The sequence below is a fragment of the Streptomyces gossypii genome (assembly GCF_025165795.1).
GTDB lineage: Bacteria > Actinomycetota > Actinomycetes > Streptomycetales > Streptomycetaceae > Streptomyces > Streptomyces gossypii.
The window spans coordinates 59,004-79,865 of the sequence record NZ_JAJAGO010000001.1 but is presented as its reverse complement, the minus strand read 5'-3'; the positions used below and the strand labels follow the sequence as shown (position 1 = coordinate 79,865).

Genomic DNA, 20,862 nt, shown 5'->3' with positions numbered 1-20,862 from the left:
TCTAGCACTAGAATAGGAGGCGGTGGTGCGCGGCTGATGGAGGGAGTGCCCCGTCAGCCGGACGCGTTCACCGGTGCCGCGGCGGGGACGCCGGTCAATCGCCTTGCCGTAGAGGCGGTAGTCCGTTGGCAGGGCGGCCGACCGCTCACGTCGCAACCGCGCGATCCGCCACGGCATGCCCCGGGGCCAGTCCGGGTTCGCCGGCTCAGGGGCTGCCGGCCCAGCGGGTGAGGGTGGCGGTGGCTTCGGCGCGGTCGCCGGGGGAGAGGGCGGCGATGGTGGTCATCTGGTGGTTGGCTCCGGGGGCCCACAGGACGCGGGAGTCCGCGGATGCGGGAGGGAAGGACTCGGCGACCGAGGGGTCCTGGGTGCCGTTGATGAACAGCATGCGGCTGCCTCGCCGGCGGACCCAGTTGTCGATGTCGGGCATGGCGTCCGCGTCGAAGCGCATCGGGATGTCGCGGGGGACGAAGCTGCGGGGCTCGATGGCGTCCGGATACCGCAGGAGGCCGGCCAGGTGGGCGACGGGGACGTCGAGGTAGCCCAGCTGTGTGCCCAGTTGGTAGAAGTACGCAACGTAGTGCTCGGCGACCGAGTCGGCGTAGACGGGAAGGGCGACGGTGTCGTCCAGCCACGTGTACAGGGCCTCTGTGGTCGCGTCGGGGCCGGGAATCGCCGCGCAGTCGGCGGCGGTCTTGCTCTGCCAGAACATGAACGGGACGCGCAGCACGGCGATCTCGAGGGCCTTGTCGGCGTTGCCGATGATGCGGAACGCGGTGCCGGCCGAAGCCGCCCATGCCTCGTAGCGTGCGGTCATCTCCGCGCGTCTCAGCAGGATCTGACGCTGTGCCGTCTTGAGCGCGTCTCGGCAGGCGGCGGTTCCGACGGTCTCCAGGAACCGGAGGTAGGCGGAGTCGTCCTGGTCGTCGACGTTGTCGGGTGCGGAGTAGGCCACGGTGCCGTTCACGTCGTGCGGGTGGAACCGGCGGTGGTACACGCTGGCCATGCCGCCCTTGCTGCCGCCCGTGGAGATCCACGGGCGGGGATACAGGCGGCGGAAGAGCCGGACGACACGGTGGAAGTCGTCGGCGGCCTGGCGGATCGTCAGATGCCTGTAGTCGAGCGGCGCGGGGCGTGAGGTGCCGAAGAAACGGTGCTCGACCTGGAGCTGGTTGGCATCCAGCAAGGCGGCCGGTTCGAACCGCAGGGGCTGAAGAAGGGCCTCGTAACCTGTGGTGAGCAAGACCATGGGACGGTCGGTGGAGGTGTGCAGCAGGGTCAGCCGCTGCTCGAAGGTGCCGGCCGCGGGGTGACGGTGGTCGACAAGCTGGCGCAGACCGAGAACGAAGAACCGCTCTCCCGGCTGGGCACCCGGCCTTTCCTCGACAACCCGCAGCCCGGGCAGGGCCCGCAAGCCCTCCAGGAGGGCGTCATCACCCCGCCGGCCGTGCGCCAGGGCGTGTGCGGGAGACGGCACCGCGCCCGCGAGGCCGGCCGCACCCGCGGCCGACACCAGTAACCGGCGCCTCGTCCAAGCTCCCACTGGCTGCCCCTCCCGCGGTCAGGCCCCTGTCGCGCCGGCGGGGCACCGTGCGTCGCCGCATCCGGCCGGCCGATACCGGCTTCGCCCAACAGCCATACCCCGGCGCAGCGTCAGTGGAACTGACTCACCTCGATGATCTCCCGGATGGACGCGAAGGCCAAGACCGCCGAGGCGTCAGGGAGTTCGGTTTGCATGCGCGGCTTGACCAGCGGATGCCCGAGCGGGGCAGCGTCCGTCTTCCGGTTCCCAGGAGGTCTCCTCGATCAGCCCGCCGACGGCTCCTGCAGTCCCGCACTGAGCTTTCCTACCCGGCCGGGCCATGTCCCGGTGCTGCACGGAGGTGCGTGCGTTCGCCTTGTTTCCCGATGAGGCTCAGGTACTCGACGGGACCAGCGCTGGTGGCCCCGAACCAGTGCGGGGTGCGCGTGTCGAACTCCGCGGCCTCCCCGGGCTTGAGGATGAGGTCGTGTTCCCCGAGGACAAGGCGGAGCGTTCCGTTGAGGACATAGGCCCAGTCGTAGCCCTCGTGGGTGCGCAGGTCGGGTTCGGCGTCGTCGCTGCCGGTCGCGAGGACGAACTTGTAGGCCTGGATTCCTCCGGGCCTGCGGGTCAGCGGCAGGATGACCGAGCCGTCGCCGCAGGGGATGGGACGCAGGTTGACACGGGGGTCGCCGGTCGGCGGCGCATCGACGAGCTCGTCGAGGGTGACCCCGTAGGCGCGGGCAAGCGGAAGCAGCTGCTCGAGCGTGGGACGTCGCAGGCCCGCCTCGAGCCGGGACAAGGTGCTGGTGGAGATGCCGGTCTCCTGCGTGAGTTCGGCGAGCGTGACGTCGCGATGCAGCCGGAGGCGCTTCAGCCTCGGTCCGGCAGCGTCAAGAGTGCGGTCAATGGCTTCGTCCACCCCCGCCATTTTGCCATTCGGCAACAACGTTTGCACATCCGTCTTCGCCCTCAGCACCCTGAAGAACGAGCCGGGGAACGCACCCCCAGGAGGGGTGCACGGGCTGTCGGCGCGGGGGAGCCCGGCGGCGCGGCGCAGAGATCATCGCGAACGAGGAGGACGACCTATGACGCACGGGTTCGACAAGGACTTCTGGGAGCAGCACTGGCAACAGGGGCGAGCTGGAGGCCCCGGATCCATGGACAGAAACCCGCCCAACCCGTACCTCGCTCGTGAGACCGGCGGCCTGACACCGGGCACGGCACTGGACGCGGGGTGCGGCGCGGGCGCCGAGGCGATCTGGCTCGCCTCGCACGGCTGGCAGGTCACCGCAGCCGACATCTCGGCCCAAGCGCTGGCCCGCGCCGCTGACCGCGCGGCGACGAGCGGAGCCTCCGCACGCGTGCAGTGGGTCGAGGCGGACCTGAGCGTCTGGGACCCGGGCACGCGGTTCGACCTGGTCACGACCCACTACGCCCACCCGGCGATGCCGCAACTGGAGTTCTACGACCGCATCGCCGCATGGGTGGCCCCCGGCGGCACCCTGCTGATCGTCGGACATCTGCACACCCACAGCGCCACAGACGACGGCCACGGCCACGGTGACGGCCACCAGCCTCCCGCTGAGGCGTCGGCCACCGCAGCGGACGTCACGACGCGCCTGGACGGCACCGAGTGGGAGACCGTCACCGCCGAAGAGCGGCACCGCACGCTCGCCGGCCCCGGCGGCCGGGAGGTCCCCCTGCACGACGTCGTCGTGCGCGCCACCCGGCGCAACTAACCACCCCGCCCCACCCCACCGCACCGCACTCCACTCCCCGCACCAGCGCCCGAGCCCCCGCCCGAGCCCCCGCCCCGGCGGCCCGCCGCTGGCCCGGGGCGCTGCGACCTGCCCGCAGCAGCCGGCCGGGCCGGAGAACGATGATTTCGGCGGCCGGGCACGGTCTACACCTACACACCCAAGCCGTGAACCTCGGATCGGAGGAACTCATGACCGCCAAGGCACTACCGGCCGTCGTCGACGCCGAGACCTGGCAGCGTCGACTCGACGGCCTGCGCGTTCGGGAGAAGGCCGCGACCCGGGAACTCGATGCGATCGCCGCCCAGCGCCGCCGCCTGCCGATGGTCGAGATGCCGGACTACACCCTCGAGGGCGAGGAGGGACCGGTCCGGCTCGCCGAGATCTTCGGCGACAAGTCCCAGCTGATCGTCTACAGCCACATGTGGTTTCCCGGCGAGACGTGGCAGTGCCCGGGCTGCACGGGGTTCACGTCGCAGTTCACCCGGCTGGAGTTCCTGGAGCCCTACGACGCCAGGTTCGTCATCGTCACCCAGGGCCCGATCGACGAGGCCCTCACCTACCAACGGCGGGTCGGGAACAAGATGACCTGGTACTCCACCGCGAACAGCACGTTCGGCACCGACGTGGGTGCACCGCCCGGCGGTGGATTCGCGGTCAACGTCTTCCTGCGCGACGGCGACACCGTCTACCGCACCTGGCACACCAGCGGCCGAGGCACCGAGCAGCTCAGTCACACCTTCGCCCTGATGGACCTGCTGCCCTACGGGCGGCAGGAGGAGTGGCAGGACTCGCCCGAGGGCTGGCCGCAGTCACCCACCTACAGCCGGTGGCCCGGCTCCGAGGACATCGCCGCGCTCTACGGCCCTGATGCGTGAGGTACCGAGTCCGACGGGCTCAACAGCCTCGCGGTCACCCGAGCTCACCGAGCTGCTTCCACCCTTCAGGAAGTCGCATGCGGCACGGCCAGCGCCGCGCCGCCGGAGACCGGCACCCGGGGCTGACTCAGGAGGGCCGGCGGACCGCCACGCGCGTGATGCGCAAGCACCGGCTCGCGGAGTGCCTGCTCGTCGACGTGACCACGGCGGGTTCCGCCAGGGGGCGATCTCGTGCAGGAAGCCCTGAGTGCTCACCGTGTCGTGGACTGTCATTCGTCGGGGGTGCGGTGAGCGTCTCTGCGACGGTCGGACCGAGGACTCCTTACCGCATGGTGCTGTACGCGTGGCCGGCCGAGACGTGAACGGCTCTTCCGCACCGGCCGTGCCCGTGGCAGCCGACCGTCGCCGCGCATGCGCTCAGTGGTACTAGTATCGTCCGCGTCGGCAGCCGGAAGCCGTCGGCGGACCGCCGTGACGACCAGGGCAATGATGGCGCTCGCTGATACGGCGAGCCCACCCAGGCTGGTGATCGTGCCGGTCATCCACCGCCACAGGTCCTTGGCCCAGGAGTACCAGCCGTTGTCGCTGAGCGGCGCGGCCACGCCGACGCGTGTGGTCACAGGCGGCTTCTCGGCAGCACGGTGTCGCTCTCGCGGAAGTAGGCAGTCACGGTGAGAGCAAAGCTGACCTTCCCGGGCCGCTGCGCGCTCACATCCCACATCCACGTCGCCCCGTCGCTCTTCGACAGGACGTTCCGGCGCTCCGACGACAGCGGCGTGCACCGCACTCCGGCACCCGAGCAGTGGAGTTTCACCCCGATCTGCGCACCCGCACTCACCGGGGCTTGCGCCTCACCGGGACTGGCCCGGCGCCAACTGCCCAGCACATCGACTCGGAACGGGCGCGGGTCCGCCCCGGCCACAAGCCTCAGGGTCCTCGCGTCGGTGTGGACAAGCTGGCCCTTGAAGAGCTGCTGGCGGGCCTGGTCGATCTCCTCGGCGTAGATCTCCTGATTCCCAGGCCCGTCACTGCGGAGGGTCATGAACAATCCTCCGGAGACAAGGGCGATCAAGAGCGCGAACACCACCCACGGGAAGCAGCCGAGCGCGCAGGAGGTCCTTGGCGCCAGCACGCGTGATACGACCATGATCCCTCGCACATGTCGAATGCTGCTGAACCTGCCGGACGCCGTCTCCCCGCAAGTCGCTCCATGATTGCTCAACAGCTGTGCCTGGCATTGCCGTTCGGGCAGAACTTCGGTGGCACCAGCGCTCTGCAGCGGGGAAGCGATACCGACAGCTACCGCGGCCACGCCAGGCCGTCCGCGCCCTACGCCCCCGCGAGCACGGCATGCCCGACGAAGAGGAATTGTTCATCGGAGCGGAGGCACATGCTGAACAATTCCGAGGGTGCTGTAGTCGTCAAGGTCAAGTCGCCAGTGACACTCCGGGCGGCACCCCCCTGGAAAGGAAACGATCGTGACGCGAATTGCGCGAACCTTCTTATCCCTCATGGCTTTGCTCGGCGTGGCCATCCTCACCGTGCCAGGCACCGCCCTGGCAGCCCCGACGGCCGATCCGGCCTACAACACCAAGACCCAGCACCTGACGTCCGAGCCCACCAGCGACATGCCGGAATCCTGCATCGAACGGAGCATCACCCTGGCATCCGGCTACTACGACTGGAGAATCAAGGGAGCCGCCGAGCGTCCGGACCTTTACCTCGGTGCGGGCCGGTACACCTGGAAGGACTGCCTTATTCCGGGCGACGGCTTCTACGTGCAACAGTCGTCACTGAACCCCGACAACCCTGACTGGGACACGATTTTGCTCACCGACTACTGGTTCCTGGCGTATTCGGGATCCCACCAGTGGGGCTCTTCCCTGCTGCCCCATTTCTGACCGCCACCTGCAGTGGCGCCGGGCCGTCCTGCCGGCCCGGCGCCCGTGTCGTGCCGCTGGAGAGGCGGTCAGTCGCGGTGCCAGGTGGCGTTTGGGCTGGGGTGTTCGCGTACGGGACGCGGCGGTACGCGACAGGGCCTGCGCTCCTTTGCCTCGGCTGTGGAGGTGGCGCGCACCTTCTGCCTGGTCGAGCGCGCCCCGCGTGACCCTTGCGCGGATCACCGCCGCGCGGCCCGCACAGCATGGGAACGCGAACACGCACCGCCCGACCCGCTCCCGTGACTCTCACAGTTGGTCACCGCGTATCCGCCGCAGGTACGCGCCGGGGGCATCGAACACCGGCGGAGGTACGGCGCAGTCCTCCACGATGGCATCGGAGAGCGGGCAGGGCAGCGATACGCGGGTGTGCTCAGCCATCCGGCCCTCTGTCACGGCGACGCGGCGGCGGCATTGCGGGCAGCGCAGGGACGCAAGTCGGCCCCAGCGGATCGCGGTGCCCGTGGGTGTGGAGATAGCTCTCTTCCTGGCGACGGAAAGGGGCAGGGTCGCGAAGGTGTGGCCCGGCAGCGCGCGGACACTGCCGGGCCCACAGGTCCGCCCCCGGCAGCGCGCGGGGGTGCGGGAGCGCTGCCGGAAGCCGGTGGTCCCGGGGCCGGTGTCGCGCCCGGGGGAAGGCGCGGCCGGTCCCGGGACCGGCCTCAGCGCATCGGCTCGCCCAGCTCGAGCAGCGGCAGTTCGTTGCCACGCTCGAGCGCGTCCAGCGCCTGACGGATACGCCGCTCCTGGTACGGCTTGGCATACAGGGACAGCTCACCCGGCGAGATCAGCGCGCAGGCGGACAGCTCAGCGGCAGCGGCAGCGGGCACGCGCAGCGCCCGGGTTTCGGCGGGGGTGAGCACGCCTCCCTCGCAGACCACGTTCAGCCCCTCAGCCGAAGTGCCGTCCGCGCCGGCCGGTACCTGATCGAGCGTCAGGAAGTGGGTGAACTGGCGGACGAGGCCGGTCTCTTCCAGCAGTTCGCGCGCGGCAGCGTCCGCGATGCGCTCGCCGGCACGTGCGCCGCCGCCGGGCAGAATCCATCCGGGCTCGTATGTCGGGTTGACCATCAGGACGCGCCCGGATTCGTCGGTCAGCAACGCGACGCAGCCCAGACGGCGGGCGGGGGGACGGGCGGGATCGATGTCGGCATGCGACATGGAGGCTCCTTCACGGCAGGGAACGGACGGCGAGAGGGGGTGCCCCCGGGGGCCGGTCGGCTCCACCTGCGCCGCACGCCGTGGGCAGGCGCGCGGCGCAGGTGGAGCCAGTTTTCAGGGGAAGGCGCGCATGCGCCGCGCGTCCGGTGCGTGTGGCGGTGGCTGGTCGCAGTCCAGCGCGCGGGAGCACTGGGCGTGCAGCGTCTCCGCCTCGGCAGGCGACAGGCTCAGATTCAGATCCGCGTGCGGCACACCGTCGCGGCACAGTCGCAGCGCCAGGCGGCAGCGCCCGCCCGCTTCCCGCAGCAGCGGCCCGCCCGGGGCCAGGACGACACCCCAGCCACGCGCGGACGGGACGCCTACCGGCACGCTGCCGTGCTCCGGGGCGCCCCGTGGTTCCCCCGGGCCGCACAGCGCGCGGGAGAGCTGCGCGAGCAGCGCCCCCGCTTCGTCCCGGGGCAGCGACAGATCGAGGTCCGCGAACGAGACGTCATCGCGCAGCACCCACAGCGGCAGCACACACCCGCCGCCCCCGGCCCGCACCGGCTTGCCGGGGATGCACTCCACGCGCCAGCCACTCCCGGTCACCGGTCCGCCTCCTGGGCCGCCGCCGCTTGCGCCGCTACCCACTCGGGAGCGCGCGGTGAGGCTGCCAGCTCCGGCAGGCACGGCGGGCATGCGTAGGGGAGGAAGCGCGCCATGGTGGTCTGTTCGACGGTCGATGCCCGACCGCACCGCACGCAGATGCGGGTGAGGATCACCGCGCGCTCCCCTCATCCGTGCCCAGGGCGGGGCCGACGTGCGGTGCGCAGTCGGGGCAGGCGTACACGAACTCGACCGGCCCCCGCCCCGACTCCACCCGCGCGACCAGGACCCTCGCACACGTGGGACGCGAGCAGCGACAGCAGGTGACCGCAGTACGCGGCCGCACCGTCCTCATGACGCGGCCCCTGCCCGCAAGCCGTGGATGATGTCCGGGCCGATGTCGACGCCTTCCACGGTGAGGAACAGCGCACGGCGCCGCTCCCGCCGCTCGTAGGCGGTCACATACGGCCGCACGATCGGCAACTCATCAGCATCGATCACCGTGTCATCCGGAAGACACCGGCGGGAAGTCGGCAGCGGCAGCGGCGCGGAAGGCCGTGCGCCAGGTGCACCGACACAGTGCCGCCCCGGTGGGGGCGGAGCGAGGAACCCTCTCACACGCGCTGCGGTACGGCGGATAGTCTCGACCATGTCGACCTGCTTCCTTCAGGTAGGCCACGCCCCCGGACGTTCACCGCGTCGCGGGGGCACTGCCGTCTTCTCGTCGTGTCAGTGAGCTTCCAGCCGGTCCCTGTTGTGGACGGGCACTCACGATGTGTACCTCCACCATCACCGTCGGGGCGTACTCTCAATAGGTTCGGAGGCTTTCCAAGCAATTTGGAAAGAAGGGGATTTGAACGCATGAACGAGCCATCACCCGCCCTGAACGGGGAGCCAGCGAATGGCCTTGAGTGGTTTGGGCGCGAGGTGGAAGCCGCCCTTGCCCACAAGGGAGTCAGCCAGCGTCAGCTAGCCGACGCGACGGGCTACAAGGAGCCGTACGTGTCCAAGGTGAAGAAGGGCAAGGCGCTGCCGTCGCCCCAGTTCGCAGACGGCTGTGACCGTTTTTTCAACACATCCGGCTTCTTTGCGCGCTTGTTGGTCCGGATCTCGCAGCACGGGCACCCGGAGTGGTTCGTCCCTTATTTGGAACTTGAGGAGAAAGCCGCTCAAGTGCTCGACTTCTCGCCGTTCCTCGTCATGGGCGTTCTCCAGATTCCGGAGTATGCGGAAGCCCTCTTCCGAGCCGCTCACCCACGGGACCCGAACGACGTGATCACGAGGAAGGTAGCGGCACGGCTCCAGCGTCGGACCGTGTTGGAGCGGCCCGATCCGCCGTTGCTGTGGATCGTGCTGGACGAATCGTGTCTACGTCGGGAGGTGGGCGGACGTGAGGTGATGCGGCATCAGGTTGAGCACCTGTTGTCCGAGGCGCAGACTCCTAACGTCACAGTTCAAGTTCTGCCGTACGACTCGGGTGCGCCCCCGGCTGCCGAAGCCTTTACGCTTCTCACATTTGATGACGACGACACGGCACCGGTCCTCTACTCGGAGGCACAGGGGTTGGGGCGCGTCATTGACTCGGCGTCTGTGGTCGCTACTGGTACGGACAGGTACGAGCGGTTACGGGCCGACGCACTGTCCCCGGAGAAGTCGCTTCGCGCTCTACGCATGGCGATCAAGGAGTACGCACAATGAACAACCCGGACGAACAGCCCATGGCTTGGGCCAAGTCCAGCTACAGCAGCGGAGACGGCGGTCAGTGCGTCGAATGGGCACCATCCGTGGCGGTCACCGGCGTCGTCCCCGTCCGTGACAGCAAGAATCCGCACGGCCCCGCGCTGGTCTTCCGGGCGTCCTCTTGGGCGTCGTTCGTCTCAGCGGTCAAGGGCGGAGAAGAGCCGCGCGCCTGACGGCGCGCGCGTCAGCTACTTGCACAACGGCCCCCGCCTCGGCGGGGGCCGTTGTGCTGCCGGGAACACCCGAGGCTTCCGCGAGTGCGTCCTCAGGCATGCGGGCGCATCAGGTCCTCCAGAAGACGCTCGGGATCCCGTGTGCAGGCTTCCAGGAGTTCGGTGAAGCTTCGCCCCCATGCCTCCACCGTCGTGTGCTTGAACAGATCTGTGGAGTACTCGAAGGTGACAGCGATGGTCTCCTCACCGGGCACCAGGACGGCGTAGAGCTCGTTGCGTGCCACACCCGAGGTGGGAAGCCCCCGTACCGTGGCCGGCACGGACGCCAGCTCCAGGACGGGCGGCGGCGTGGTGACCACGGTGAACAGCACGGTCGGGAAGAGCCCCTCCGCCCTCTCGGAGGAAACCAGCCCGGCAACTTCGCTCAGCGGCAGCTCCTGGTGGTCCAGCGCGGTGAAGAGCGTCGAGCCCAGCTGCGTGACGAGGCCGCCGAAAGTGCCTGCCTCGCCGAGCCGGGCGCGCAGCAGCACGGCGTCACCGAGCAGACCCACGACCTCCGACCGCTCGCGGCGCAGACGGTTCGCGCTGGAGGCGGCCAGCACCACATCTGCGGAACTGCCGCACAGCCGGCCCAGCCAGGTGGCGAACGCGGCGGCCAAAACCGTGTACGGGGTCGTCCCCAGACGGGCGGCGGTGTCCGCGACCCGCGCCGGCGTGCCGTCCTTGATGACCCAGGTGTGCAAGGCACCCCGGCCGGACAGCGTGCCCGGGTGCGGCCAGTCGCAGGGCAGCTCCGGGCGCAGGGGCACGCCGCCCAGTTCGTTGCGCCAGAACTGCTCCAGTTCCGCTCTGCGCTCGCCCCCCAGCTCCTGCTCCGCCCGCGCGCAGTCCGCGAAGCTGACGGCGGGCGGCGCCGGCGGGGCGTGCGCGCCGTCACGCCGGGCGTTGTAGCGCTCCTGCAGGTCGTGCCAGAGGATGCCCATGGACCAGCCGTCGCAGACCATGTGGTGGAAGACGGTCACCAGCACCCAGCGGTCCGGGCCGAGCCGGGCCAGCCGGAAGCGGAAGAGCGGCGCACGGTCCATGCCGAAGGCGCTCGACGCCTGGTCCCGGCACCAGCGCTCGACGAGGGCCTCGTCCCCGGCGTACGCGGCCAGGTCGGTGACCGGGAGTTCCACGGGCACGGCGGCCAGGATCTGGAGAACGTACCGGCCCTCGTGCCGTGCAGTCCTGCTGCGCAGCGCGTCGTGCCGGTCCACCACCTCTGCCAGCGCCTGCCGCAGGATCTGCGGGTCCAGGTCGCCGCGCAGGTCGATGCGGTGGGCGACGTTGTAGACGCTGGGGTCGGTTCGTTCGTGGTGCCGGTGCCAGAGCCTGCGCTGCGTGGAAGTCATCGGCACGCTCTCGGCCACCGGCCCGCCCAGGGAGAGACCCGCTTCCTCCGCGAGGAGACCGGGCCCGCCCGCACCGGCACCAGCCTGTGCGCAGTGTGCCGCGATGCCCCGGATGGTCGGGTCGCGGAAGAAGTCGGTCATGGACACCTCGACGCCCAGCTGGTCCGCCATCCGGTGCAGCAGCCGCAGCGCGCTCAGCGAGTGGCCGCCGAGCTCGAAGAAGGACCGGCCCACCGGCGCCCGGGACGCGCCCAGTTCATCGCACCACAGCTCGTGCAGGGACTTCTCCAGCCCGGTGGCGGGCTCCGCGTCCGCCTCGCGGGCCTGCTCCTGCGGCTCGGGCAGACGGTCCCGGTCCAGCTTGCCGGAGGCGTTGACCGGGAGCTGCTCCAGGTGCGCCCAGCGGCCCGGCACGAGATGACCGGGGAGCTGCGCGGCGAGTGCCGCGCGCAGCCGGTGCGGATCGTCGCCCGGCGTCCCGGGGACCACATAGGCGACGAGTTCGGCCTCCCCGTGCCGGTCGCGGCGGGATACGACGGCCGCGTCCCGGACTCCGGGCAGCGCGGTCAGCACCGCCTGGACCTCGCCGGGTTCGACCCGGTGGCCCCGGATCTTGACCTGGTCGTCGGTGCGGCCCAAGTACTGGAGGTCTCCGTCCGTGCGCCAGCGCCCGAGGTCGCCGGTGCGGTAGAGCACCGCTCCCGCCCCGTCGTCGAGGAAGGCCGCGGCCGTCTCGGCGGGCCGTGCGTGGTAGCCGTGGGCGACCGGAACGCCGCCCACGTGGATCTCGCCGACGGCCCCCGCGGGCACCTGCTGCCCGGCCCGGTCCAGCAGCAGGATCCGCGCCCCCGGCACCGGGGTGCCGATCGGGGGCCACTCCTGGCCCGCCGGGTCGACGCGGTGCGAGGTGACGATGACCGATGTCTCCGTGGGCCCGTACTGGTTGTAGAGGGCGACTTCAGGATGTGCGGCGAGGAAGTCGCGGAACGCACCGGTGAGCTGCAGCGACTCGCCCGCTGAGAACAGCTCGCGCAGACAGGGCAGTTCCGGACCCGTCTCGATCAGGTGCTTCAGCGGCGTGCAGGGCATGAAGATCCGCTGCACGCCGTGACGGCGCACTGTCTCCGCGACGGCCGCGGGGTCTTGCCGTGCGCTGTCGTCGATCAGGACGAGCGGGGCCCCGGCGGCCAGCGTGGTGAAGATCTCCTGCACGCTGACGTCGAAGGCGGGAGAGGTCCACTGCAGGGTGCACAGCGCCGGATGCCGCGCCATGTGCCCGCGTACGAGGTTGACCGGCCCCCGGTGGGGCACGACGACTCCCTTGGGACGGCCGGTCGATCCTGAGGTGTAGAGGCAGTACGCGGGATCCTCGGGGCGCGGCCCGTCCTCGGGGGGGCCGCCGGCGGCGGCGCGACCGGCCTCGTCCACCGCTTCCGTCCCGCCCTCTGCCCCGTCCTCTTCCGCGAGGTCTGCCACGAGCTGCACGGGCAGCCGTGCTGCGAGTTCCGGATTCCCTTCGGCGGCGGCGCGCGAGGTCAACAGCAGGACCGGGGCGCCGTCCTCGAGAAGCGCGGCGAGCCGCGGGGCGGGCATGGACGGATCCAGCGGGAGGTACGCGGCGCCGCTCTTGAGCACCCCCAGCAGGGCGGTGACCAGATCCTGCCCCCGGGGCAGCAGCACCGCCACGCGCTCGCCGCGCGCCGCGCCCCGTGCGCGCAGCCGCCGGGCGAGCCGGTTTGCGCGCGTGTCCAGCCGGCCGTAGCTCAGGCACTCTTCACCGTCCACGAGCGCGACGGCGTCCGGAGCGCGGCGTGCCTGCTCCTCGAAGAGCCCGTGCAAGGTGGCCCCGGCGTCCGGCGGCAGCTCGTCCTGCTGCCCGAACCGGGCCAGGACCCCGCGGTCGGCGCCGGTCACCGCGGTCAGCTCGCGCAGCGTCGCGCCCGGGGCGTCCAGGGCGCGGCGCAGCGTCTGCTCCACATAGTCCATCAAGCGCCGCACGGTGCTCTCGTCGAACAGGGCGGTGTCGTACTCGACCATGAACCGTATGCCGTCGCGGTGGTGCGTCAGGTAGATGCTGAGGTCGAACGGGGCGCGTGCGCTGGGCGTGTCCAGGAGCGTGGCCTTCAGCGCGGGCGGGTCGAACTCCACCTCGCCTTCGTTCTCGTACTCCAGCATCACCTGGAAGAGCGGATTGCGGCTGGGATCGCGGTGCGGGTTCAGCGCACCGACCAGCTCGTCGAAGGGGACGTCGCGGTGTTCGTACGCCGTGGTGCTCTTCTCCCGCACCCGGCGCAGCAGCGTGGGGAAGTCCGGGTCGCCGGTGAGGTCCAGGCGCAGGGCCACGGTGTCGAGGAAGAGCCCGACGTGGTCTTCGGCGCCCGCGGGCCGGGCGGCGACCGCGGTCCCCAGGACCACGTCCTGCTGCCCGCTGAACCGGCCCAGGACCGCGCCGATGGCACCGGTGAGCACCATGAAGAGGGTGGCGCGGTGGGTGCCGGCGAACGTCCGCAGCCGGCCGACGAGTTCGGCGTCCAGCGCGTGGGTGCAGCTCGCCCCCGCACCTGATCTGACCGGCGGGCGGGGCCGGTCGGTGGGCAGGCAAAGCTCCGCGGCGCCGCTCAGCTCCCCGCGCCAGAACTCCAGGGACGCGGCGGCCTGCGCGGCGCTCGGCTGCCCGGCCGCCGGTGCCCCGGCCGGCAGTGCGGGCAGGCCGTGCGGCCAGGAGCGGTAGCAGGAGGCGAGGTCGCCGACCAGCGCGACCGTGGAGGAGGAGTCGAAGACGATGTGGTGGGCCAGCAGGAAGAGCAGGTGCCGCTCCGGGGACAGGCGCAGCAGCCGGGCGGAGACCAGCGGACCGGTGCCCAGGTCGAAGATCCGGCGCCCCTCGGTCTCCAGCGCGGCTGCCAGCGCCTGCTCCTGCGACATCCCGCTGCAGTCGTCGACCGGGCACTCGAGGCGCGTGTGGCCGCGCACCTCCTGGCAGGGCACTCCTTCCACGTCGCGGAAGACGGTGCGCAGCGCCGGGCGCCGGTCCGCGACCTGCTGCAACGCCCCTTGCAGCGCCGCGACGTTCAGCGGGCCGTCCAGACGAACGGCCTTGGGCTCGTGGTACATGCTGGTGCCCGGATGCAGTTGCTCCAGGAACCAGATGCGCCGCTGCGCGGGCGACAGCGCGCTCCTCGCCGAACTGCCCGCCGGCACCACGGCCGCCTGCTCCCGCGCTTCCGCCTGCTCCCGGCCGCGGACGCGGTCCAGCACCGGCAGCGCCTCCAGGACCTGCTGTGCCGGAACACCGAAGTCGATGAAACAGGCGATCTCGTCGGCTCCGGCGTCCACCAGCCGGCGGGTCGTCTCGGCGGCGCCGTGCTCGTCGCCGATCAGAGCGCGGGAGTCGCAGTAGCGCGCGTAGGCGCGTTGGAGGAGGAAGTCCACATCCTCCTCGGGGGCGTTGTCCAAGTCGACGTCGACGCCGAGGCTGTTGGTCACCTGGTCGAACAGCGACAGCGAGGAGCGCAGGTAGGACACGAACGGCCGGTAGGCCTCCGCCCGCGCCCGCTCGGCGTCCTCACCGAGGTAGGTGTGCACCAGCACCACCACCCGGCCGGCCGCGGGGTCGAGCCCGTGCTCGGCGCGGGTGCGCCGGTACAGCGCGATGTTCTCAGCGAGCTGTTCGACGGTCTGCGTCATCAAGTTGGTGACCACGCCCAGATCGTGGGCGGCGGCAGCCCGGTAGCTGTTCGGGTTGCCCACCACGGCGGCGTACATGGGCGGCTGCTGCTGTATGGGCCGGGGGTGCAGGCGTATCTCGACGGGCTCGCCGTCGCCGGCCGTCGTCGCGAGCGGCGCCCCCGACCAGAGCTGCCGCACCGTCTCCAGCTGTTCGTACATCACTTCGCGGTGCCTGCCGAAGTGCTGCGGGGCCAGCGCGAAGTCCGTGGCGTGCCAGCCGCTCGCGAAGCACAGGCCCGCCCGGCCGCCGGAGATGTTGTCGACGACCGACCACTCCTCGGCGACGCGGACCGGATGGTGCAGAGGCAGCACGACGGAACCCGCGTGCAGCCTCACGCGGCTGGTTCGGGCCGCGAGCGCGGCGGCGAGCACGGAAGGGTTGGGGAAGAGCGCCCCGAAGGAGTTGAAGTGGCGCTCCGGGAACCACAGGGCGTGGAACCCGTGCCGGTCGGCGAACTCCCCGGCTTCCATGATCAGCGCGTACTTGTCGTGGGCGTCGTCCTCGGGGTAGTCGCCGAAGAAGTACAGGCTGAAGTCGCATCCGGTAGCGGCGGACGGCGGGCGGGGCGCGGCGCGCAGGGGTTCGGGCTCGCGCGGTACGAGCCTCTCCGTTGCGAGTCTCGCCGGTGCGGGTTCCTCCGTCGCGGGCCTGGTAGGTACGGGGCGCGGCGCCGCAGGGGCGGTAACGGGCTGTGCGGCGCCGGGCGTTCCGGCCGCGGAGGCCAGCACATCGAGCTGACGCGACATCACCCCCATCACCTGGTCGACGAGTTGCCCGGCCACCTTCAGCTGCTGCCCGAAGAGCTCACCGAGCCCGTCAGCGGCCGTGGCGGCCCCCGGGCCGGGCTGCCGCACCGCGGGCCCCTCCGGTTCCTCGCGCGGCCCGGCGGACGCCTCCGCCTCGCCTCCCAGCAGCTGTGCCACGTGCTCGGCGAGCTTGCGCGGGGTGTCGGCCGAGTCGAACAACTCCTTGACCGGTACCCGGACGCCGCACCGCTGCTCCAGGTCCGTCGTCATGCCCATGAGCGAGAGCGAGTCCGCGCCCAGCTCGAAGAACGAGCTGTCGGGTGCCACGTCCGCAGCCTGGCTGCCGAGCCTGCGGGCCGCCAACTCCCGTACCGTATCGAGTAGTTCATCGAGCACCGCGGTCTCCTTCGGGGTGACGGACGGTTCCGGCGTCGGCGTCGGCGTCGGCGGGGGCGGGGGCGGAGGTGCGGCGGGGCTCATCGCCTGCGGCATGACCCACGGCGCCCACCGGGTCCGCCGCAGCGGGTGCCCCGGCAGCGGAACCCTGCCCCCGCTGCCGGTGACGGCATCCCAGTCCAGCTCGGCACCCCTGACGTACAGGGAACCCAGGGCCGTCAGCAGCCCGCCCACCTGGCCGGCCTGTGCGCCCCGGCCCTGTCCGCTCAGCCAGCGGCTCGCGGGGACGCAGTGCCGGCCGAGGGAGGTGAGGGTCTGCCCGGCACCGATCTCCAGGAAGTCCTGGCAGCCCTGTTCCCCGGCGGCGGCCATGGCCAGGTCGAAGCGGACCGGCTGCCGCGCCTGGCGGCAGAGGTAGTCCGCGTCGACCCTCCATCCCTCGGGACGCAGAACGCCGTCGGCGCCGGTGATCAGCGGGGTGTGCAGCGGTCCGTACGCCACCTCCTGGGCGTGCGACCTGAAGTCGCGCAGCGCCGGCTCGACGGCGGCCGAGTGGAAGCCCCGGTCGACGGCCAGCGCCCGCCAGTCAAGCCCCTCCTGGTCGAGCAGCCGCCCCGCCTCCTCCACGGCCTGCGCTGAGCCGGAGATCACCTGGGCACGCGGCCCGTTGACCGCTGCCAGTTCGGCGCCGGCGGCCTGGGCGACACGGCCCACGAGGGCAACCTCGGCCCGGACCGCGAGCATCCCACCGGGTTCGCAGACCGTGTGCATCAGCCTGCCCCGCCAGGCGGTGAGCCGCAGTCCGTCCTCCAGGGTCAGGGCGCCGCCCGCGCACAGCGCCGCATATTCGCCGACGCTGTGACCGAACAGCAGCGCCGGGCGGATCCCGGCGGCGCGCCACACCTCGGCGAGCGCCAACTGGTGGGCGAACAGCGCCGCCTGGGCCGTCTCGGTGGGCCAGATGCCCCTGGCGGACGGGAACCGGGCCGCCTCCTGCGGGTCCGGGTCTCCCGCCTCGTCCAGGAGAAGCGGCAGCACAGTGCCGCCGAACTCCTTGGCGTAGAGCTCCTCGCACCGCTCGAGGACGCGCCGCGCCGCGGGATACCTCGCGTAGATGCCGCTCGCCATGCCGCGGCAGGCACTGCCCTGTCCGGCGAAGGCGAACGCGAGAGGGCCCAGGGGTCCGGGCGCCGCGGGCCGCTCCTCCAGCGCGCGGGCCAGCTCTCCGGCCGTCCCGCCGACGGCGGCGGCACGCGCCGGGGGGTGCGGCCTGCCCAGTGCCATGGTGACCGCGACGTCCGCGGCCCGGAGGTGGGGCCCCTCCCGCAGCCGGTCGCGCAGCCGGCCGGCCAGCTCGCCCAGTGCCTGTGCGTCGCGGGCCGCTACCGGCACGAGTACGGGCAGCTGGGCGGCGGCCGGAGGGGCGGCCGGCCGTGGCGGAGGTTCCTCCAGCACCACATGGGCGTTGGTCCCGCCGACGCCCAGGGCGCTGACTCCGGCCCGGCGCGGCACACCCTCCGCAGCCGGCCACGGCCGCTGCTCGGTACCCAGCACCAGCGGGCCGCCCTCCAGACGCAGTTCGGGATTGGGGCGCGTCAGGTGCAGCGTGGGCACGAGGGTGCGGTGGCGCAGCATCATGAGGGTCTTGATCAGACCGGCCATTCCCGCGCAGCTGTCCAGGTGCCCGATGCTCGGTTTCACCGAACCGACCGTGCAGAACCCGGTGTGCCCCCTGCCCTCGTCCAACGCCCGGCTGAGCGCCTGCAACTCCACCGGATCACCGAGCCGGGTACCTGTTCCGTGCGCCTCCACATACGAGAGGGTGTGCGCGGGGACGGCGGCCTTGCGCAGCGCCCGGCGTACGACCTCGACCTGCCCCGCCACTCCCGGCGCGCTGAACCCGACCTTGCCCGCGCCGTCGTTGTTGACCGCCGAGCCCAGGATCACCCCGTGCACGGTGTCGCCGTCAGCCAGCGCCCGGTCGAGCCTCTTGAGCAGGACCGCTGCCACACCGTTGCCGCCGACGGTGCCGTCGGCCTCCGCGTCGAAGGCCCGAAGGCGCCCGGTGGGCGACATGATCGACCCGGGATGGCTGCGGTAGCCCGTCTGCTGCGGCAGATGAACGGCCGCGGCACCCGCCAGCGCCAGATCCGCGTCGCCGGTCAGCAGCGACTGGACCGCGAGGTGCACGGCGACCAGCGAGGTGGAGCAGGCCGTCTGCACTCCGATGGCGGGGCCGGTGAGCCCCAGACGGTACGCCACGCGGGACGCCAGGAAGTCCGCCTGCTGCCCGACGGCGGCCTGCATGCCGGTGACCGGGTCCACGCTGCCGGGTGCGGCGGCGGCCGCCGAGGGCTGCTGCCGGCTCTGGTGGTCGTAGAGGTTCATACCCGAACCCGCGAACACCCCGGTCCTGGTGCCCGCTTGGCCCGCCGAATAGCCGCCGTCCTCGAGCGCCTGGTGGCAGCACTCCAGGAACAGGCGGTGTGCCGGGTGCGTGAGTCCGGTCTCCTTGGGGCTCATCCCGAAGAACTCCGCGTCGAACGCGTCGACATCCTCCAGGACTCCGCAGACGGGCACCAGATCGGGCGCACCGCGCTGCTGCGGGGAGAGTCCGGCCGCCGCCAACTCCTCCTCGCCGAACTCCACGACGCTGTCCACGCCGTCACGCAGGTTGGCCCAGAACTGTTCCACCGAGTCCGCTCCGGGGAAGCGCAGCGACAGCCCGATGACCGCGATGCGCTGATCGGCTTCCTCCTGCGGGCCGGCGCCGGTGTCCGCCGGCTCGGCACGGCTTTCGGCAACTCCGCTCAGATGCGCGGCGAGCGCCGCGGCCGTGGGGTGCTCGAAACACGCGGTCGGCGCGATCACCGTCGCGAACCGCCGCTCCAGGCGGACCCGCAGACGTACCAGGAGCACGGAGGTCAGGCCGAGTTCGTAGAACGGCACGCGCGCGTCCACCGGCCGTCCCAGCACGGCCGCGATCTCCTCCAGCACCGCCCGCGTCACTTCGCCGACGGGTCCCGCGCCGCCTTGCGGGGCGACGGCGGCGGCCGCGGGGAAGCCGCCGGCGGCCAGGCGGTCCCGCAGCTCGGCCCGGCGCACCTTCCCCGCCGGCGTCCTGGGGAATTCGCCCTGCGGGACGGGCAGGAGGTGGGCGGCGGTGAGACGCAGCCGGGTGAACAAGGCCGCCCCCACCTCGCGTGCGATGCGTGCGTCGTCGTCGGCCCCGCGGCTGACGAAGAACACCGCGAGCTCCTCGGTGCCGCCCTCCGCCCGCGGGATCCCGCAGGCGGCCACCTCGCCCTGCCGTACGCCCGCGACGACCGCAGCGGCCTTCTCCACCTCGTGGCAGTAGACGTTGTGCCCGTTCAGGATGATCACGTCCTTGCGCCGGCCCGTGATCACGACCTGTCCGCCGTCGAGAAAGGCCAGGTCACCGGTGTCCAGCCAGTCCCCGCCGGTGGGGAAGGCCGCCGCGTCCGCTTCCGCGTCGTTGACATAGCCGGGGGTGAGGCGGGCAGGCGAGTGCACCTGGAGCCGGCCGATCCTGTTCCCGGGTGCCGGCTCTCCCCGGTCGTCGACCAGGCGCAGCGTGACCCCGTGCGCGGGCGCCCCGGCCGCGACGAAGGTGACACATTCCTCCTCCGGCGTCTGCTCGCCGGCCCGCACAAGGTCGCCGCCCAGACTGCTCTTGAGAAGCCGGTGCACGGTGCCGGGCCGGTCGAGCCGGCCGTAGGTGACGGCCGTGACCGTCTCCGCCATCCCCCACACCGGGACGATGTGCCCCTTCCCGACCCCGTACGCGGCCGTCGCCTCGAGGAAGCCGCGCAGCACCGGCAGCACGATCTGCTCGCCCCCGCAGACAAGGGACTTGAGGCAGCCCAGATCCCAGCGGCCCGCAGAAGCTGTTGCCATACCCCGGCCGGGGGCCGGGCGCCCTGGTGCCGCCGCCTGCGGCTGCTCGGCGAGCGCGTCGGTGACGAGCTGGTAGGCGAAGGTCGGCGCCCAGCTGTGCTGCACCCGGTGCTCCTCCAGGAGGTCGAACCAGCGCAGCGGCTCGGCGAGGACCAGCTCGGTGGGGGCATGGACGTTGGAGCACTGGGCGAAGACCGCGAGCAGGTGGTAGAGGAGGAACGCGCCGCTGTGGTCGACCGGCAGCCAGTTCATCATCGTGTCGCCCGGCGCCACATCGAGGATTTGCCGGCTGCTCGCGGCGAAGTCCGCCAGCCCGGCGTGGGTCAGCTGCGCGCACTTGGGCACGCCGGTGCTGCCGGAGGAGAGCATCAGCAAGGCGACGTCGGACCCCTTCGGCTCGACGTGGTCGAGGTCGGGCAGCGCCCTCAGACAGGTCCGCGCTACCGCCACCCGCAGCCCAGGAGCACTCTGTGCCAGCGCCGCCGCCCCCTCCGCGTCGCTGAGCACCAGCGGACCGTCCAGCAACTCGCAGGCGTGCAACAGGCGTTCTTGGGCCGGGGAGCCGGGCGCCGGCCGCTCCGCGACGGCTACGGGCCTGGCACCACCGAGCACACAGGCCCAGAAGGCGGGAAAGAACTCCGCCAGCGGCAGCCCGCACAGCACCACCGCGTCACCGCTGCGCACCCCGTGCTCCCGCAGTCCAGCGAGTAACCGCTGTGCCTGGGAGAGGAGTTCGGGATACGGCAGCGTGGTCGTGGCACCGTCCGAAGCGACGCAGACGACAGCGCCGCCACAGACCGAGGCCCGCAGCAGCGCCTGCACGGCGTCACCCGGATCAGCCTCGGTCCAGGCCGGCTCGGGTCCTCGGCACAGGGCCTGCCCCCGTACACGTTCCATGTGTGTCCCACCTCTCTCGCGCGGGT

At 71.7% G+C, this 20,862-nt stretch carries 13 protein-coding genes and 1 pseudogene; 6 read left to right on the top strand and 8 right to left on the bottom strand.

Features of this window, described 5'->3' with window-relative positions; translation table 11 throughout:
- Nucleotides 1-205: 205 nt before the first annotated feature.
- Both LHJ74_RS00330 and LHJ74_RS00325 read right to left on the bottom strand, forming a co-directional pair.
- A complete protein-coding gene (locus tag LHJ74_RS00330; protein WP_260215309.1) occupies nucleotides 206-1,513 on the bottom strand; it encodes a S28 family serine protease in 1,308 nt (435 codons plus the stop codon).
- Between the two features lie 334 nt (nucleotides 1,514-1,847).
- Nucleotides 1,848-2,453, bottom strand: a complete 606-nt coding sequence (locus tag LHJ74_RS00325) for a helix-turn-helix domain-containing protein (RefSeq protein WP_260215922.1) — start codon at nucleotides 2,451-2,453, stop codon at nucleotides 1,848-1,850.
- A gap of 157 nt (nucleotides 2,454-2,610) precedes the next feature.
- On the opposite strand from LHJ74_RS00325, the gene LHJ74_RS00320 reads away from it, so the two are divergent.
- The 3 genes and pseudogenes from LHJ74_RS00320 to LHJ74_RS00310 form a co-directional block, all read left to right on the top strand.
- The gene (locus LHJ74_RS00320; protein ID WP_260215307.1) at nucleotides 2,611-3,264 is read left to right on the top strand and encodes a class I SAM-dependent methyltransferase; all 654 of its coding nucleotides are present in this window, start codon (nucleotides 2,611-2,613) and stop codon (nucleotides 3,262-3,264) included.
- A gap of 209 nt (nucleotides 3,265-3,473) precedes the next feature.
- Nucleotides 3,474-4,160, top strand: a complete 687-nt coding sequence (locus tag LHJ74_RS00315; protein WP_260215921.1) for a DUF899 domain-containing protein — start codon at nucleotides 3,474-3,476, stop codon at nucleotides 4,158-4,160.
- A gap of 101 nt (nucleotides 4,161-4,261) precedes the next feature.
- Nucleotides 4,262-4,360: pseudogene (locus LHJ74_RS00310) on the top strand (iron dependent repressor, metal binding and dimerization domain protein); the annotation flags it as partial.
- 416 nt (nucleotides 4,361-4,776) lie between these two features.
- Here the strand turns inward: LHJ74_RS00310 and LHJ74_RS00305 are convergent.
- On the bottom strand, nucleotides 4,777-5,202 hold the full coding sequence (locus tag LHJ74_RS00305) for a hypothetical protein (protein WP_260215306.1): 426 nt from the start codon (nucleotides 5,200-5,202) through the stop codon (nucleotides 4,777-4,779).
- Between the two features lie 436 nt (nucleotides 5,203-5,638).
- On the opposite strand from LHJ74_RS00305, the gene LHJ74_RS00300 reads away from it, so the two are divergent.
- Entirely contained in the window at nucleotides 5,639-6,061 is a 423-nt protein-coding gene (locus LHJ74_RS00300) for a hypothetical protein (protein WP_260215305.1), read from the top strand.
- A gap of 285 nt (nucleotides 6,062-6,346) precedes the next feature.
- On the opposite strand, the gene LHJ74_RS00295 is transcribed toward LHJ74_RS00300, so the two are convergent.
- The 4 genes from LHJ74_RS00295 to LHJ74_RS00280 all read right to left on the bottom strand — a co-directional run bounded on the left by LHJ74_RS00295 (nucleotide 6,347) and on the right by LHJ74_RS00280 (nucleotide 8,343).
- Nucleotides 6,347-6,478 (bottom strand): hypothetical protein, encoded by a 132-nt coding sequence (locus LHJ74_RS00295; RefSeq protein WP_260215304.1) that lies wholly within the window; start codon nucleotides 6,476-6,478, stop codon nucleotides 6,347-6,349.
- Nucleotides 6,479-6,759: 281 nt separating this feature from the next.
- Nucleotides 6,760-7,257 carry an NUDIX domain-containing protein gene (locus LHJ74_RS00290; protein WP_260215303.1) on the bottom strand — a complete coding sequence of 166 codons (498 nt, stop codon included), beginning with the start codon at nucleotides 7,255-7,257 and terminating at the stop codon, nucleotides 6,760-6,762.
- A 114-nt stretch (nucleotides 7,258-7,371) separates the two neighbouring features.
- A complete protein-coding gene (locus LHJ74_RS00285; RefSeq protein ID WP_260215302.1) occupies nucleotides 7,372-7,845 on the bottom strand; it encodes a hypothetical protein in 474 nt (157 codons plus the stop codon).
- A gap of 348 nt (nucleotides 7,846-8,193) precedes the next feature.
- Nucleotides 8,194-8,343 (bottom strand): hypothetical protein, encoded by a 150-nt coding sequence (locus tag LHJ74_RS00280; RefSeq protein WP_260215301.1) that lies wholly within the window; start codon nucleotides 8,341-8,343, stop codon nucleotides 8,194-8,196.
- Between the two features lie 360 nt (nucleotides 8,344-8,703).
- On the opposite strand from LHJ74_RS00280, the gene LHJ74_RS00275 reads away from it, so the two are divergent.
- Entirely contained in the window at nucleotides 8,704-9,540 is an 837-nt protein-coding gene (locus tag LHJ74_RS00275; protein ID WP_260215300.1) for a helix-turn-helix domain-containing protein, read from the top strand.
- Nucleotides 9,537-9,755: a DUF397 domain-containing protein gene (locus LHJ74_RS00270; protein ID WP_260215299.1), complete on the top strand. Its 219-nt coding sequence runs from the start codon at nucleotides 9,537-9,539 to the stop codon at nucleotides 9,753-9,755. Before LHJ74_RS00275 ends, LHJ74_RS00270 begins: the two co-directional genes overlap by 4 nt.
- Before the next feature lie 92 nt (nucleotides 9,756-9,847).
- On the opposite strand, the gene LHJ74_RS00265 is transcribed toward LHJ74_RS00270, so the two are convergent.
- Nucleotides 9,848-20,836, bottom strand: coding sequence for a non-ribosomal peptide synthetase/type I polyketide synthase (locus LHJ74_RS00265; RefSeq protein WP_260215298.1), 10,989 nt, complete (start codon nucleotides 20,834-20,836; stop codon nucleotides 9,848-9,850).
- Nucleotides 20,837-20,862: the final 26 nt, after the last annotated feature.

Bases quoted from the DNA above. Each gene is read 5' to 3' on its own strand.
- LHJ74_RS00305 (WP_260215306.1), bottom strand. From the start codon at position 5,202: ATGACCCTCCGCAGTGACGGGCCTGGGAATCAGGAGATCTACGCCGAG.
- LHJ74_RS00325 (WP_260215922.1), bottom strand. From the start codon at position 2,453: ATGGCGGGGGTGGACGAAGCCATTGACCGCACTCTTGACGCTGCCGGA.
- LHJ74_RS00290 (WP_260215303.1), bottom strand. From the start codon at position 7,257: ATGTCGCATGCCGACATCGATCCCGCCCGTCCCCCCGCCCGCCGTCTG.
- LHJ74_RS00270 (WP_260215299.1), top strand. From the start codon at position 9,537: ATGAACAACCCGGACGAACAGCCCATGGCTTGGGCCAAGTCCAGCTAC.
- LHJ74_RS00320 (WP_260215307.1), top strand. From the start codon at position 2,611: ATGACGCACGGGTTCGACAAGGACTTCTGGGAGCAGCACTGGCAACAG.
- LHJ74_RS00315 (WP_260215921.1), top strand. From the start codon at position 3,474: ATGACCGCCAAGGCACTACCGGCCGTCGTCGACGCCGAGACCTGGCAG.
- LHJ74_RS00295 (WP_260215304.1), bottom strand. From the start codon at position 6,478: ATGGCTGAGCACACCCGCGTATCGCTGCCCTGCCCGCTCTCCGATGCC.
- LHJ74_RS00275 (WP_260215300.1), top strand. From the start codon at position 8,704: ATGAACGAGCCATCACCCGCCCTGAACGGGGAGCCAGCGAATGGCCTT.
- LHJ74_RS00265 (WP_260215298.1), bottom strand. From the start codon at position 20,836: ATGGAACGTGTACGGGGGCAGGCCCTGTGCCGAGGACCCGAGCCGGCC.